Source organism: Aquabacterium sp. (genome assembly GCF_004297345.1).
Taxonomy (GTDB): domain Bacteria; phylum Pseudomonadota; class Gammaproteobacteria; order Burkholderiales; family Burkholderiaceae_C; genus Aquabacterium.
On sequence record NZ_SCTN01000360.1, the window covers coordinates 16,452 to 29,010 of the forward strand.

Below are 12,559 nucleotides of genomic sequence, written 5' to 3' on the forward strand. Positions count from 1 at the left end.
AGCATGTGGATCTTCAAAACCTTCATCGGCAAGAAGCTGGACGCGTTCGCACGGCAGTTCAATTACGACATGGCTTACAGCCACCAGATACTTCAGGCAGGGCTCAAACCATTCAAGGCGTTTTCAGGCTTGTTCACCCTTGCCGGATACCGAGACCGGCACACGCCCGTCGCGCCTTGGTTGGCTGTCAAATGGGTTGCCGTGCAGAGCGAAGATTGCGGGCCTTGCCAGCAACTGATCATCAACATGGCGCGACACGAAGGCATCGCCCCACAGATGATCAAAGCCATCACGCGCGGCGACTTGAACGGCATGGGGCCAGACACTGCCCTCGCCTACCAATGGGCGCAAGCGGTCATCCACCCAGGATCGCTCATGAGCACCAGCGCTGCTGCCACCACAGCAATAGAAATCGATTCGCATGCCAAGGATCTGCGCCAACGTGTCACGGCCAAATGGGGCGAGCAAGGCCTGATATCACTGACCCTGGCCATGGCTGGTGCACGCAGCTTCCCCATGGTCAAACGCGCACTGGGCCACAATCAGCAATGCCAGATCCTTGACTACGGCGACCGGTGATCCACACCGAATCTCACATGGAAGCAACAACCGAATTCGAATCACACCGCCGTTTTTTGCGAGGCCTGGCCTACCGGATGCTGGGCTCGGTGGCTGAAGCCGAAGACGCTGTGCAGGACTGCTGGCTGCGCTGGCGCGAGGTGCCGCATGCAGACATCCTCGAGCCGCGCGCTTTTCTCGCTCAGACCCTGACCCGGCTGTGCTTCGACCGGCTGCGCGCCGCCCAAAAGCAGCGCGAGCAATACGTTGGTGTGTGGCTGCCAGAGCCCTGGCTGGATGACTCCGAGACGGCGCAAACAAGTGCCGAAGACATGCTGGCCATGGCGCAGGATCTGGAGATCGCCTTTTTGCTGGTGCTGCAAAGACTGACGCCCAGCGAGCGTGCTGTCTTCCTGCTCAACGAGGTCTTCGACTGGGACTTCGATGCCATTGCGCAGGTGCTGGACCGCAGCCCGGCGGCTTGCCGGCAACTTGCCTCGCGAGCCCGCCAGCAATTGGCTGCTTCGGTGCCGACGCCCAATGAGCAGTTCCCCCAAGCGGATCTGGCCGCACCGTTGCCGGCAGGCAAAGCCCGCAGAGGCGCCGGCGTGCCATCACCCGAGCGCGCCACCCGCATCGCCACGGCATTTGCCATGGCCTTGCAAATGGGCGATGTGCAGGCGCTGGCAGACACCCTGGCGCAAGACGTCGTGTTCATGGCCGATGGTGGAGGCAAAGTCAACTCGGTACCCAGGCCACTACAGGGTGCGAACAAGGTGGCGCAAGTGCTGGTCGGGTTTGCGCGCCTGTGGCTGCGCGAGCCCGGCGCCACACGGCCAGCATTCATCAACGGCATGCCCGGCGCCATCTTCCATGCGGCTGATGGCACCGTCGTTCAGACGCTGGCGCTGGAGATGGCCGAGGAAGGCCGGATCACAGCCATCTATGTGATGCGCAATCCTGACAAGCTCAAGCACGTACCCAAGACATGAAAGCCTCTGCGATCAAGCGATCAGATACCCACCATCCACATTGAGGCAAGTGCCCGTGGTGTAGCTGGCCGCATCGCTGGCCAGGTAGAGCGCCGCGCCGGCCATCTCCTTGGGGTCGGCCACACGGTTCAAGGGCGTGTGCGCCATCACCACCTTCAGGATGGCGTCGTTCGTGGTCAAGGCCGATGCGAACTTGGTGTCTGTCGCACCCGGCAGGATCGCGTTGACGCGCACCTTCATCGACGCGCACTCCTTGGCGAAAGCGTGCGTCATCGAGATCACGGCGGCCTTGCTGATCGAGTAGATGCCTTGCAGCATGCCCGGCACCACGCCATTGACCGACGCGATGTTGATGATGGAACCACCACCGTTCTTCGCCATCAGCTTGGAGCCGCGCGCGCACATGAAGAAGTAACCACGGATGTTCACATCAATGGTCTTCTGAAAGGCGCCCAGATCAGTATCGCTGATGTGGCCGAAGTAAGGATTGGCCGCCGCGTTGTTCACCAGGATGTCGAGGCGGCCAAACTGCTGCTCAATGGCGGCAAAGGTGGCATCGATCTGGTCCATCTCGCCCACATGGCAAGGGATCACCGAGGCTTTGCCGCCCGCTTCGCGAATGGACTGCGCCACCGCTTCGCATGGCTCAGCCTTGCGGCTGGAGATAATGACGTGGGCACCGTGCGCGGCCATCAGGCGCGCAATGGCCTCGCCGATGCCGCGGCTGGCACCGGTGACCAGGGCCACCTTGCCCGTCAGATCGAACGTATTGGGAATGCTCATGGTTTGGAATGACTTGAATGATGCGGAGAGGCGCTGACAGGCTCACAGCGACGACTGCGCAATGATGCGTTCGCAGCGTTGCCCCAGGTAGTTGGCAAAAGGCCCGAAGGTGGCGAACACCGGGTTGCGTGCATTGCCTTCCTTGAAGCGCTTGTAGATCTGCTGCACGATGCCCGCCAGGCGGAACAGGCCATAAACCTCGTAGAAATCGAAGTTCGCAACGCTCCAGCCGGTGCGCTGCGCGTAGTACTCGATCACTTCCTTGCGCGTGAGCATGCCCGGCGCATTGGTAGGCTGGCGACGCGAGCCCAGCATGAAGGGATCATCATCAGCCTGCACCCAGTAAGCCAGCGAGCTGCCCAGGTCCATCAGTGGGTCGCCCAGCGTGGCCATTTCCCAGTCCAGCACCCCGATCACGTTCATCGGATCGTTGATGTCCAGCACCACGTTGTCAAAGCGGAAGTCGTTGTGGATCAGGCAGATCGCCACCTCCTGCTTGGGCTGTTTATCGGCCAGCCACTGCATCACCGATTCGAAGTCGGACACGTCATCCGTGCGTGCGGCGCGGAAGCGCTTGCTCCAGCCCTCGATCTGACGGGCCACATAACCTTCGCCCTTGCCCAGGGTGTCGAGGCCTGCGGCCTTGGCATCGAGCATGTGCAGGTCAATCAGCTTGTCGAGCACGTTCAGGCAGAGCTGGCGTGTCCTGGGGGCATCCAGACCCAGCTCGTCGGGCAAGTTCTGGCGCGGGATCACGCCCACCAGGCGCTCCATCACATAGAAGGGCGCACCGATCACCTCGGTGTCTTCACAGATGGCGTACACATTGGGCACGGCCGGGTACACAGGCTTGAGCATCTCCATGATGCGGGCCTCGCGCACCACGTCATGTGCCGACTTGGCGATGTGGCCAAAAGGCGGGCGACGCAGGATCAGGTCGCGGTTCTCGTAGCTCAGCAGGTAGGTCAGGTTCGAAGCCCCGCCCGGGAACTGCTTGAGTTGCGGCTCGCCTTCAACCGCCAGGCCCGCTGCACGCAGGTAGGCGGTGACACGCCCCAGGTCCACCTCTTCACCGGCGCGCACCTGGCCGGCCGCGTCGATCAACTTCTCGCTCATTGCTTTTGTCTCCTTGAATACTTGCTCATTGGCTAGGCGGCCGCTCAGGCTTCACCACGTGCGGCGCGCTGCCTGGCCAGCTCGAACTTCGCCACCACCTTGCGGTGCACCTCGTCCGGGCCATCGGCCAGGCGAATGGTGCGCACGTAGGCGGCCAAGGTGCTCAGCGGCGTGTCCAGCGTGACGCCCAGCGCGCCGTGCATCTGGATGGCCGCGTCCAGCACCACCTGCGCCATATTAGGCGCAACCACCTTGATCTGCGAGATCTCGCTCATGGCGGCCTTCACCCCCACCGTGTCCATCATCCATGCAGCCTTCTGCGTGAGCAGACGGGCCTGCTCGATGGCCATGCGAGCGTTGGCAATCACGTCCACATTGCCGCCCAACTGGTTCAAAGGCTTGCCAAAGGCCACACGCGTGTCGCCACGCTCGGCCATCATCGCCAGCGCACGCTCGGCGCCACCGATGCAACGCATGCAGTGGTGAATGCGCCCTGGGCCCAGGCGGCCTTGTGCGATCTCGAAGCCACGGCCCAGACCGGCAATGATGTTCTCCTTGGGCACACGCACATTGTCGAAGGTGACCTCGCCGTGGCCAAAGGGCTCGTCATATACACCGAACGAAGGCAGCATGCGCTCGATCTTGACGCCGGGTGTGTCCAGCGGCACCAGGATCATCGAGTGGCGCTTATGGCGCTCGGCTGTTGGGTCCGTCAGGCCCATGAAGATCAGGATCTTGCAGTTGGGGTGCCCAATGCCGGAGCTGAACCACTTTCGGCCATTGAGCACGACCTCGTCGCCTTCAGGCACAGCCGTCGCTTCCATATTGGTCGCATCCGACGAGGCCACGCCGGGCTCAGTCATGCAGAAGGCAGAACGGATCTCGCCGGCCAGCAGTGGCGTCAACCAACGGTCCTGCTGCGCGGGCGAGCCGTACATGTGCAGCACTTCCATGTTGCCGGTGTCCGGGGCGTTGCAGTTGAACACCTCGGCGGCCATGGTGTTGTAGCCCATCAGTTCGGCCAACGCGGCGTATTCCACCACTTTCAGGCCGGCGCCATGGTGCGGATCCGGCAGGAACAGGTTCCACAGGCCGGCGGCCTTGGCCTTGGCCTTGAGGTCTTCCATCAGGGCAGGCTGGCGCCATTGACGCCAATCGGGCGAACCCGTCATCTGCGAGTGATACGCCTCTTCAGCCGGGATCACGTGATCGCGCATGAAGGTCTTGACGCGTTCGATGTACTCCAGGGCGCGGGGGGAATGGCCAAAGTCCATGGTCTGCTCTCTTTCTGGCTGTCGATTCAGGCGTTGAGCCTTGATGCCGCGCAGTTTAGAAATCAGCCAAGAATGAATCAAATGAATTATCTGAATCCGGATACATTCACAATATGAATCTGAACAAGATCGATCTGAACCTGTTCCTGGTGTTCGATGCCATTGTGCAAACCGGCTCGCTCACCGCTGCCGCGCGCGAGTTGCACTTGAGCCAACCCGCCGTCAGTCACGCCCTGGCCCGCCTGCGAGAAGCCCTGGGGGACCCACTGTTCACACGCCAGGGCCGGCGCATGCTGCCCACACCGTATGCGCGCGGCCTCACCGGCTCGGTCAGGCAGGCGCTGAGCACCCTGCAAGCGGGCATCAAGGGCCCACAGCAAGGCTTTGACGCCGCACGGTCTGACCGCGTCTTCACCATCGGCATGCGCGACATCCTGGAATCGCTCACCCTGCCCGGCCTGATGGCGCACATCCGCGCGCACGCGCCCGGTATCAGCGTCAACAGCATCCAGATCGAGCGGCATGACATCGCCGACGCCTTGCGCCAAGGCCGGATCGACGCGGCCGTGGACATCGCCCTGCCCGTCCCGCACGAGGTCAGCCACACACGGCTGGTACTGGACAAATTGGTGGTGGTGGCGCGGGCGGATCACCCTGTGGTCGGCGCTGGGCCCTTGCGGCTGGACACCTACCTGGCCGCCTCACACGTGCTGGTATCGGCACGCAGGCAAGGCCTGGGGCTGGAGGACTACGAATTGAGCCGCCAGGGGCTGCGCCGCCAGATCGGCTTGCGCTGCCGGCACTACTTTGCAGGGTGCCGCGTGGTCAGCCAGACCGACATGCTGCTGACCATGCCCGAGCAATACGCCCGGGTGGCCAACCAGCACTTCGACAATGCCTTACACGCCTTCCCGTTGTCAGCGGCGCAACTGGACGCGCACCTTTACTGGAACGCCTCGCAGGACGACGACCCGACCAACCTGTGGTTCCGCCAGCAGGTGATCGCAGCCGTCAAGCAGGAACTGGACGCCGTGCGGACTTCGGCCTGAAGGCATCGCACACGGCCGCGTTGGTCTCGATGTAGGGACCGCCGATCAGGTCGATACAATACGGCACGGCCGCAAAGATGCCTGGCACGATGGACTTGCCCTCGGCATCGCGCAAGCCTTCCAACGTTTCCGCAATCGACTTGGGCTGGCCAGGCAGATTCAGGATCAAGGCCTGCTTGCGGATCACGGCCGTCTGGCGCGACAGGATGGCCGTGGGCACAAAACGCAAGCTGATCTGGCGCATCTGTTCGCCAAAACCGGGCATTTCCTTGTCGGCCACGTCCAGCGTGGCTTCGGGTGTCACATCGCGCAGCGCGGGGCCAGTACCGCCCGTGGTCAGCACCAGATGGCAACCCTCCAGGTCCACCAGTTCGCGCAAGGTCTGGGCGATCAACTCGCGCTCGTCGGCGATCAGGCGCGGCACCCAGGTCACCGGATTGCGCACGGCCCTGCCCAGCCAGTCCTGCAAGGCAGGCAGGCCCTTGTCTTCGTAGACGCCAGAGCTGGCGCGGTCGCTGATGGAGACCACACCGATGCGGACCGGCTCGAAGGCAGACGCTGCTTCGCTCATCACGCGTCCTCGCCGTCGTCGTCGAGCCTATCGTCACCAGCCAAGTGCCCCGTCACCGGCACGGCGACTTGCGACTCCATCGCTTGCTTGATGTACTGGAAGATTTCGCGGTAGGCCTTGCCACTGCGCTTTTCCGGCACCAAGGCAGCATCCTTGCGGGCATTGCGGATCAGCGTGCGCAGTTGCTGCAGATCGGTGCCTGGGTAGGTTTCGACCCAGCGCTGGAGCGCATCCTTGTCGCTCTCAGCCAACAGTTCGGCGCGCCAACGCTCTGCCTGGTGCAAAGCCAAGGCATTGCGGGCATGGCCCAACTGGAAGGCCGCCACGGCTTCGCGCAGGGGTTCGGCATCCACCTCGCGCATCACCTTGCCGATGAATTGCAGCTGGCGGCGCTTGCCTTCAAAAGACTTGGTCTTCTTCCAGGCGTCCAGGGCGTCCCGCAGGCGCTCGGGCATGTCGAGGTCTTTCAGACGGCTGTCGGGCAGTTCCAGCAACTGTTTGCCCAGCGCCTGCAAGTCCGCGCTTTCGCGCTTGAGCATGCTCTTGCTGGGCTTGGTATAGCCGTACTCTGCACCGTGTGGCGCGTCGCCTTCAGGGTCAAACCCCGAGTCTTGATCAATATGGTTCGGATTCATGTCCTCGCTATGATACGGGGGCACTCTCACTGCATCCACAAAATGGCCGTCAAAACACCCAAGCTCGCTTTCAAATCCACCGCAGGCAAATCGTCATCTGAAAAAGATACTGGCTTTGCCTACACCCGCGAGCAATTCCAGCAGCTGATCGAAGACACCCTGGCCATTGCCAAAAAACTGGGTGCCACCGATTCGGCGGCTGAAGTGTCCGAAGGCGCTGGCCTGTCGGTCTCCGTGCGCAAGGGCAAGCTCGAAAACGTCGAGCGCAACCGCGACAAGAGCATCGGCGTCTCGGTCTACGTGGGGCAACGCCGCGGCAACGCCAGCACCTCCGACTTTTCGCCCCAGGCGCTGGAACAAACGGTGCGAGCCGCTTATGACATCGCCCGCTACACGGCAGAAGATCCCGCAGCAGGCCTGCCCGATGTGGAAGACCTGGCCCTGGGCCGCCACGCCAAGCGCGATCTGGACCTGTTCCACCCCTGGGCGGTTGACGCCGAGGCCGCCGCCGAACTGGCCAAACGCTGCGAAGACGCAGCTCTGAGCGTTGATCCTCGCATCACCAATTCCGAAGGTGGTGGCGTGTCGGCGCAGCAATCGCACTTCTTTGCCGGCAACAGCCGAGGTTTCCGTGGCGGCTACGCCAGCTCGCGCCACTCGCTGTCGGTCTCGCCGATTGCTGGCCGCGGCAACGACATGCAGCGCGACTTCTGGTACACCTCCGAGCGCGACGCCCGCGACATGGCCCGCCCTGAAGCCGTAGGCCGCTACGCTGCCGAGCGCGCCCTGGCCCGCCTGAAGTCCCGCAAGATCGCCACATGCGAAGTGCCCGTGCTGTTCGAAAACACCCTGGCAGCCGGCCTGCTGGGCGCTTATGTGCAAGCCACCAGCGGTGGCAGCCTGTACCGCAAGTCCACCTTCCTGCTCGACAGCCTGGGCCAGCCCGTCTTCCCCAAGCACATCAGCATCGTTGAAGACCCACACATCCTCAAGGCCAAGGGCAGCGCCCCGTTTGACGATGAAGGCGTGCTCACCCGCAAACGCACCGTGGTCAAGAACGGTGTCGTGCAAGGCTATTTCCTGAGCAGCTACTCGGCACGCAAGCTGGGCATGCGAACCACCGGCCACGCGGGCGGTTCGCAAAACCTCGTGCTGCACAGCAAGCTGACCGACCCCAAGGACAACCTCAAGGCCATGCTCAAGAAGCTGGGCACCGGCCTGTTCGTCACCGAACTCATGGGCCAGGGCGTCAACTACGTGACGGGTGACTACTCGCGCGGTGCTGCCGGCTACTGGGTTGAAAAGGGCGTGATCCAGTTCCCCGTGCACGAGATCACCATCGCCGGCCACCTGGGCGAGATGTTCAAGCAGATCGTGGCCGTGGGCGCTGATGCCTACACCTACGGCAGCAAGACCATCGGCTCGGTGCTGATCGAGAAGATGAAGATCGCCGGGCATTGATCTCGCTGGCGTGGCACCTCAGTCGTTGGAGCCACGCCACGTTCGTCCCCCTAGGACGACGACCAGCGGGTAAGCCCTGCGTGGGCCCTGGCGCTTCGGCGCGGCGGCGCTCCTAGAATCCGTGGCGTTACTCTGACGCTCAGGAGCCCCACATGCAACGCCGTTCCTTCATCAACCACGCAGGCCTGGCCGGCGTACTGGCTGCCGGTGCAGCCCCCGCCATCGTTCACGCGCAGACCACCGTGCGCTGGCGCCTGGCATCCAGCTTCCCCAAGTCGCTGGACACCATTTTTGGTGCGGCTGACGTCTTCACCAAGAAGATCGCCGAGATGTCCGGCGGCAAGTTCCAGATCTCCGTGCACGCTGGCGGCGAGCTGATGCCCGCCTTCGGCGTGGTCGATGGCGTGCAGAACGGCACCGTCGAGATGGCCCACACGGCGCCCTACTACTTCGTCGGCAAGGATGAAACCTTCGCCATCGGTTGCGCCATCCCCTTCGGCCTGAACTCGCGCCAGATGACGGCCTGGATGTACGAAGGCAACGGCCTCAAGCTGATGCGAGAGTTCTACGCCAAGTACAACATCATCAGCTTCCCAGGCGGCAACACCGGCGCCCAGATGGGCGGCTGGTTCCGCAAGCCCATCAAGTCCATCGATGACATGAAGGGCTTGAAGATGCGTATTGGCGGCTTTGCCGGCAAAGTCATTGAACGCCTGGGCGCCGTCCCCCAGAACCTGCCCGGTGGCGAGATTTACCAGGCCCTGGAAAAAGGCACGATCGACGCCGCCGAGTGGGTGGGCCCTTATGACGACCAGAAACTGGGCTTCCACAAAGTGGCGCCGCACTACCACTTCCCCGGCTGGTGGGAAGGCGGCCCGCAACTGGACTTCTTCATCAACCAGAAGGCCTACGACAGCCTGAACGCCGAGTACAAGGCCATGATCGAAGCTGCCGCCTCGCAAGCCCATGTGGAAATGCAGGCGCGCTACGACGCCCGCAATCCGCTGGCGCTCAAGCAACTGGTGGCTGCCAAGACCCAACTGGTTCAATTCCCCAAGACTGTGATGGACGCCGCCTTCAAGGCCTCGATGGACATCTACAGTGAATTGAACGAGAAGAACCCGAACTGGCGCAAGGTTTACGCCGATTACGCCAAGTTCCGCGGCGACCAGAATCTGTGGTTCCGATTCACCGAAGCCACGTTTGATCGCTATATGCAGGCCGCCAAGCTCTGAATTACGGGTAATCCATCACCAAAAAAGGGCCTTCAGGCCCTTTTTGCATGATGCTTGTCGCTGGACAATGATGTCAGGCACGGTCCGTGCTCAAGTACGGCATCGAACCGGTCGATTCACCCGGGGTCTGTTTTACCCCCGCGTCAGGAAAGCCGCCAATGAGCTTTGCCCCTCTTTCTGCCCACAGCCGCCCTCCCGTGCAACGGAGGCCGCATGGCATCCAACCGCTGCGTGCATTGCACGTGCATGCGCAATGGGGCGAACACGCTTTACAGCGCACCTGGCGCACCGCAAGCGTGATCTGTGCAACCTTCGCACTGGCTTACGCGCTGGCCTTCGTGCCACGCAGCCCTGCTCTTGGCCTGCTGCTGGTCAGCATTTGGGCGCATTTCAAGGCCAATCCCACGCTAGGTGCCCGACTGGCTGCCCACCCCATCATCGGCGCGCCCTGGCGCTGGTGGATGCACCGAGGCCAGCACCAACTGCCGCCCCAGGCACCTGACACCACCCCGCAGATGTAAACAAAAAGGCCTCCAGGTACGGAGGCCTTTTTCATTCAAGCTTGCCGCTCAACCCGAGAGCCGGGCTTTGGCGGCAGCGCTCACTTGCCGATCGCGTCCTTGACCGCCTTGGTCGGGTCGTCGTCCCCCGCCACATCCGGCGCCGGCACGTTCAACTGATCGGGCGCAGGCGTGGGCACCGCCGATGCAGCCCCGCTGGCCACCGACGCTGCCGCATCCGGTGCTGAGGTGTCCTCGATCTGCACCTCGATCTTCACATCATCGACGTTGACCTTCTGCTCCTTGTCCAGCCAATACGTGACGGACTCAGGCCAGAAGATCACCACAGCCACCAGCATCAACTGCATCAACACCCAGGGAATGGCGCCCAGGTAGATGTCCTTTGACTCGATGGGCCGCTCGATGGCCTTGTTCTTGAAGATCTGATCGGCGATGCCGCGCAGATAGAACAGCGCAAAGCCGAACGGCGGGTGCATGAAGCTGGTCTGCATGTTCACGCACAGCAGCACGCCAAACCACACCAGGTTGATGCCCAACTTGTCCGCCACGGGCGCCAGCAAGGGCACGATGATGAAGGCGATCTCAAAGAAATCCAGGAAGAAGGCCAGGAAGAACACGAAGATGTTCACCACGATCAGGAAGCCCACGGGGCCGCCCGGCAGGTTCGACAGCAGGTGCTCGATCCACTTGTTGCCATCCACGCCCTGGAACACCAGCGAAAACACGCTGGAACCCAGCAGGATGAAGATGACCATGGCCGTCACGCGCATGGTCGAATCCATGGCCTGCCAGATCAGCGAAGGCGTAAGCCGGCGATGCAGCGCAGCCAGCACCATGCCGCCAATGGCACCCAGTGCGCCCGCCTCGGTGGGCGTGGCCAGGCCCATGAACAAGGTACCCAGCACCAGGAAGATCAGCACAATGGAGGGCAGCATCCCCCACATCACCCGCTTGACCAGGGTCCAGCCGCGCTCGGTGCGCGCCTCTTCGGGCAGCGGAGGCACCCACTGAGGCCGGAAAATCGCCACGCCCAGCGTGTAGAGCAGGAAGATACCCGTCTGCATGATCGAAGGGCCAATGGCGCCGCGGTACATATCGCCCACGGAACGGCCCAGTTGATCGGCCAGCACCACCAGCACCAGCGAGGGTGGAATGAGCTGGGTGATCGTGCCTGAGGCGGCGATCACGCCCGTGGCATAGCGCATGTTGTAGCCATTGCGCATCATCACCGGCAGCGAGATCACGCCCATGGCGATCACGCTGGCTGCCACGGTCCCCGTGATGGCGCCCAGGATGGCGCCCACGATGATCACGGCAAAGCCCAGGCCACCCGGCTTACTGCCGAACAGTTGCCCCGTGCCTTCCAGCAAGTCCTCCGCCAGACCACATCGCTCCAGGATCGCGCCCATGAAGGTAAAGAAGGGAATGGACAGCAGCAACTCGTTGGACACGATGCCGAACAAGCGCAGCGGCAGGTTCGACAAGAAGGCCTCGGGAAAGAAACCCTGTGACACCGCATAGAAGCCAAAACCCAGACCCAAGCCACCCAGCGTGAACGCCACGGGAAAGCCGATCAGCATGGCAAAGACCAGCGAGCCGAACATGATCGGCGCCAAATATTGCATCTCGATCATTGCAGTGGCCTCTCGTAATGCAGATCGAGATTCGAGGTCCCGCGCAGGTATCCGACACGTTTGAACAACTCAGCCAGGCCTTGCAACGCCATCAGGCCAAAGCCCAGCGGAATGGCCAGCTTGATCGGCCAGCGGATCAGGCCCCCGGCACTCGGAGAGGTCTCACCTTGTGCATAGGCCTCGGCCACAAAAGGCCAGGCCATCCAGGCCACCGTCAAGCACAGCGGGAGCAGCACAAACAAGATGCCCAGGAGATCGATCCAGGCCTTGGTGCGCGGATGCAAGCCGCCGTAGACCACATCCACACGGACGTGCTCATTGAGCTTGAGTAACATAGGGGCACCGGCAAAAACCGCCATGCCAAAGAGATACCACTGCACCTCCAGCCAGGCGTTGGAGCCGATGTTGAAGGTATAGCGCAAGGTGGCATTGCCTGCACTGATCAGGCAGGCGGCCAGCAAGGCCCAGGACGCGAGATTGCCGCACCAACGCGACACCGCGTCCATCAAGCGGACGTAGCTTTGCATGGGAGGACAGTCTTATTGATCGAGGGCCGCAGCCTGCATGTACAGCCTGCTGGAGCGCGCACCACTGCGACAGAACATCAGCAAGGGGCGAGGCAGGGTCTTGAGCAATTCGGCGCACCGGGCGATTTCTTCAGGCGACTGGTAGCCGCCCTGCACCGGCAGATAGGCATATGCCAGGCCTGCAGCCAAGGCGGCAGGCCTGG

14 protein-coding genes are annotated in these 12,559 nt (G+C 62.5%); 6 read left to right on the forward strand and 8 right to left on the reverse strand.

Annotation, left to right across the window (positions count from 1 at the left end):
- Positions 1 to 3: 3 nt before the first annotated feature.
- The gene (locus tag EPO09_RS13350) at positions 4 to 579 is read left to right on the forward strand and encodes a hypothetical protein (RefSeq protein ID WP_290643812.1); all 576 of its coding nucleotides are present in this window, start codon (positions 4 to 6) and stop codon (positions 577 to 579) included.
- A 17-nt stretch (positions 580 to 596) separates the two neighbouring features.
- Entirely contained in the window at positions 597 to 1,550 is a 954-nt protein-coding gene (locus EPO09_RS13355) for a sigma-70 family RNA polymerase sigma factor (RefSeq protein ID WP_290643813.1), read from the forward strand.
- Between the two features lie 12 nt (positions 1,551 to 1,562).
- Here EPO09_RS13355 and EPO09_RS13360 read toward each other — a convergent pair whose 3' ends face one another.
- Genes EPO09_RS13360 through EPO09_RS13370 form a run of 3 tightly spaced genes read right to left on the reverse strand, consistent with a single transcriptional unit; the run spans position 1,563 to position 4,723 of the window.
- Positions 1,563 to 2,333, reverse strand: coding sequence for an SDR family oxidoreductase (locus EPO09_RS13360; protein ID WP_290643814.1), 771 nt, complete (start codon positions 2,331 to 2,333; stop codon positions 1,563 to 1,565).
- Between the two features lie 42 nt (positions 2,334 to 2,375).
- Complete coding sequence (locus EPO09_RS13365) at positions 2,376 to 3,449, reverse strand: phosphotransferase family protein (RefSeq protein WP_290643815.1); 1,074 nt, start codon at positions 3,447 to 3,449, stop codon at positions 2,376 to 2,378.
- A gap of 44 nt (positions 3,450 to 3,493) precedes the next feature.
- Positions 3,494 to 4,723 carry an acyl-CoA dehydrogenase family protein gene (locus tag EPO09_RS13370; RefSeq protein WP_290643816.1) on the reverse strand — a complete coding sequence of 410 codons (1,230 nt, stop codon included), beginning with the start codon at positions 4,721 to 4,723 and terminating at the stop codon, positions 3,494 to 3,496.
- Positions 4,724 to 4,836: 113 nt separating this feature from the next.
- On the opposite strand from EPO09_RS13370, the gene EPO09_RS13375 reads away from it, so the two are divergent.
- Positions 4,837 to 5,772: a LysR family transcriptional regulator gene (locus EPO09_RS13375; protein ID WP_290643817.1), complete on the forward strand. Its 936-nt coding sequence runs from the start codon at positions 4,837 to 4,839 to the stop codon at positions 5,770 to 5,772.
- Here the strand turns inward: EPO09_RS13375 and mog are convergent.
- Both mog and yjgA read right to left on the reverse strand, forming a co-directional pair.
- On the reverse strand, positions 5,735 to 6,343 hold the full coding sequence (gene mog / locus EPO09_RS13380) for a molybdopterin adenylyltransferase (protein ID WP_290643818.1): 609 nt from the start codon (positions 6,341 to 6,343) through the stop codon (positions 5,735 to 5,737). The genes EPO09_RS13375 and mog overlap by 38 nt on opposite strands.
- Complete coding sequence (gene yjgA, locus EPO09_RS13385; protein WP_290643819.1) at positions 6,343 to 6,978, reverse strand: ribosome biogenesis factor YjgA; 636 nt, start codon at positions 6,976 to 6,978, stop codon at positions 6,343 to 6,345. Before yjgA ends, mog begins: the two co-directional genes overlap by 1 nt.
- Positions 6,979 to 7,020: 42 nt before the next feature.
- On the opposite strand from yjgA, the gene pmbA reads away from it, so the two are divergent.
- From pmbA to EPO09_RS13400, 3 genes are all read left to right on the forward strand, one after another.
- On the forward strand, positions 7,021 to 8,439 hold the full coding sequence (gene pmbA / locus EPO09_RS13390) for a metalloprotease PmbA (RefSeq protein ID WP_290643820.1): 1,419 nt from the start codon (positions 7,021 to 7,023) through the stop codon (positions 8,437 to 8,439).
- Between the two features lie 152 nt (positions 8,440 to 8,591).
- A complete protein-coding gene (locus EPO09_RS13395; RefSeq protein ID WP_290643821.1) occupies positions 8,592 to 9,674 on the forward strand; it encodes a TRAP transporter substrate-binding protein in 1,083 nt (360 codons plus the stop codon).
- A gap of 158 nt (positions 9,675 to 9,832) precedes the next feature.
- Positions 9,833 to 10,195, forward strand: coding sequence for a hypothetical protein (locus EPO09_RS13400; protein WP_290643822.1), 363 nt, complete (start codon positions 9,833 to 9,835; stop codon positions 10,193 to 10,195).
- An 80-nt stretch (positions 10,196 to 10,275) separates the two neighbouring features.
- On the opposite strand, the gene EPO09_RS13405 is transcribed toward EPO09_RS13400, so the two are convergent.
- From EPO09_RS13405 to EPO09_RS13415, 3 genes are all read right to left on the reverse strand, one after another.
- Complete coding sequence (locus EPO09_RS13405; RefSeq protein ID WP_290643825.1) at positions 10,276 to 11,826, reverse strand: TRAP transporter large permease subunit; 1,551 nt, start codon at positions 11,824 to 11,826, stop codon at positions 10,276 to 10,278.
- Entirely contained in the window at positions 11,826 to 12,356 is a 531-nt protein-coding gene (locus tag EPO09_RS13410; protein ID WP_290643823.1) for a TRAP transporter small permease subunit, read from the reverse strand. Before EPO09_RS13410 ends, EPO09_RS13405 begins: the two co-directional genes overlap by 1 nt.
- Before the next feature lie 12 nt (positions 12,357 to 12,368).
- Positions 12,369 to 12,559 (reverse strand): sulfur transferase domain-containing protein (locus tag EPO09_RS13415; RefSeq protein ID WP_290643824.1); only part of this gene is annotated, 191 nt, incomplete at its 5' end.

What these genes read in the sequence shown, in the direction of transcription:
- EPO09_RS13350 (WP_290643812.1), top strand. Translation starts at nt 4, where the DNA reads ATGTGGATCTTCAAAACCTTCATCGGCAAGAAGCTGGACGCGTTCGCA.
- EPO09_RS13355 (WP_290643813.1), top strand. Translation starts at nt 597, where the DNA reads ATGGAAGCAACAACCGAATTCGAATCACACCGCCGTTTTTTGCGAGGC.
- EPO09_RS13360 (WP_290643814.1), bottom strand. Translation starts at nt 2,333, where the DNA reads ATGAGCATTCCCAATACGTTCGATCTGACGGGCAAGGTGGCCCTGGTC.
- EPO09_RS13365 (WP_290643815.1), bottom strand. Translation starts at nt 3,449, where the DNA reads ATGAGCGAGAAGTTGATCGACGCGGCCGGCCAGGTGCGCGCCGGTGAA.
- EPO09_RS13370 (WP_290643816.1), bottom strand. Translation starts at nt 4,723, where the DNA reads ATGGACTTTGGCCATTCCCCCCGCGCCCTGGAGTACATCGAACGCGTC.
- EPO09_RS13375 (WP_290643817.1), top strand. Translation starts at nt 4,837, where the DNA reads ATGAATCTGAACAAGATCGATCTGAACCTGTTCCTGGTGTTCGATGCC.
- mog (WP_290643818.1), bottom strand. Translation starts at nt 6,343, where the DNA reads ATGAGCGAAGCAGCGTCTGCCTTCGAGCCGGTCCGCATCGGTGTGGTC.
- yjgA (WP_290643819.1), bottom strand. Translation starts at nt 6,978, where the DNA reads ATGAATCCGAACCATATTGATCAAGACTCGGGGTTTGACCCTGAAGGC.
- pmbA (WP_290643820.1), top strand. Translation starts at nt 7,021, where the DNA reads ATGGCCGTCAAAACACCCAAGCTCGCTTTCAAATCCACCGCAGGCAAA.
- EPO09_RS13395 (WP_290643821.1), top strand. Translation starts at nt 8,592, where the DNA reads ATGCAACGCCGTTCCTTCATCAACCACGCAGGCCTGGCCGGCGTACTG.
- EPO09_RS13400 (WP_290643822.1), top strand. Translation starts at nt 9,833, where the DNA reads ATGAGCTTTGCCCCTCTTTCTGCCCACAGCCGCCCTCCCGTGCAACGG.
- EPO09_RS13410 (WP_290643823.1), bottom strand. Translation starts at nt 12,356, where the DNA reads ATGCAAAGCTACGTCCGCTTGATGGACGCGGTGTCGCGTTGGTGCGGC.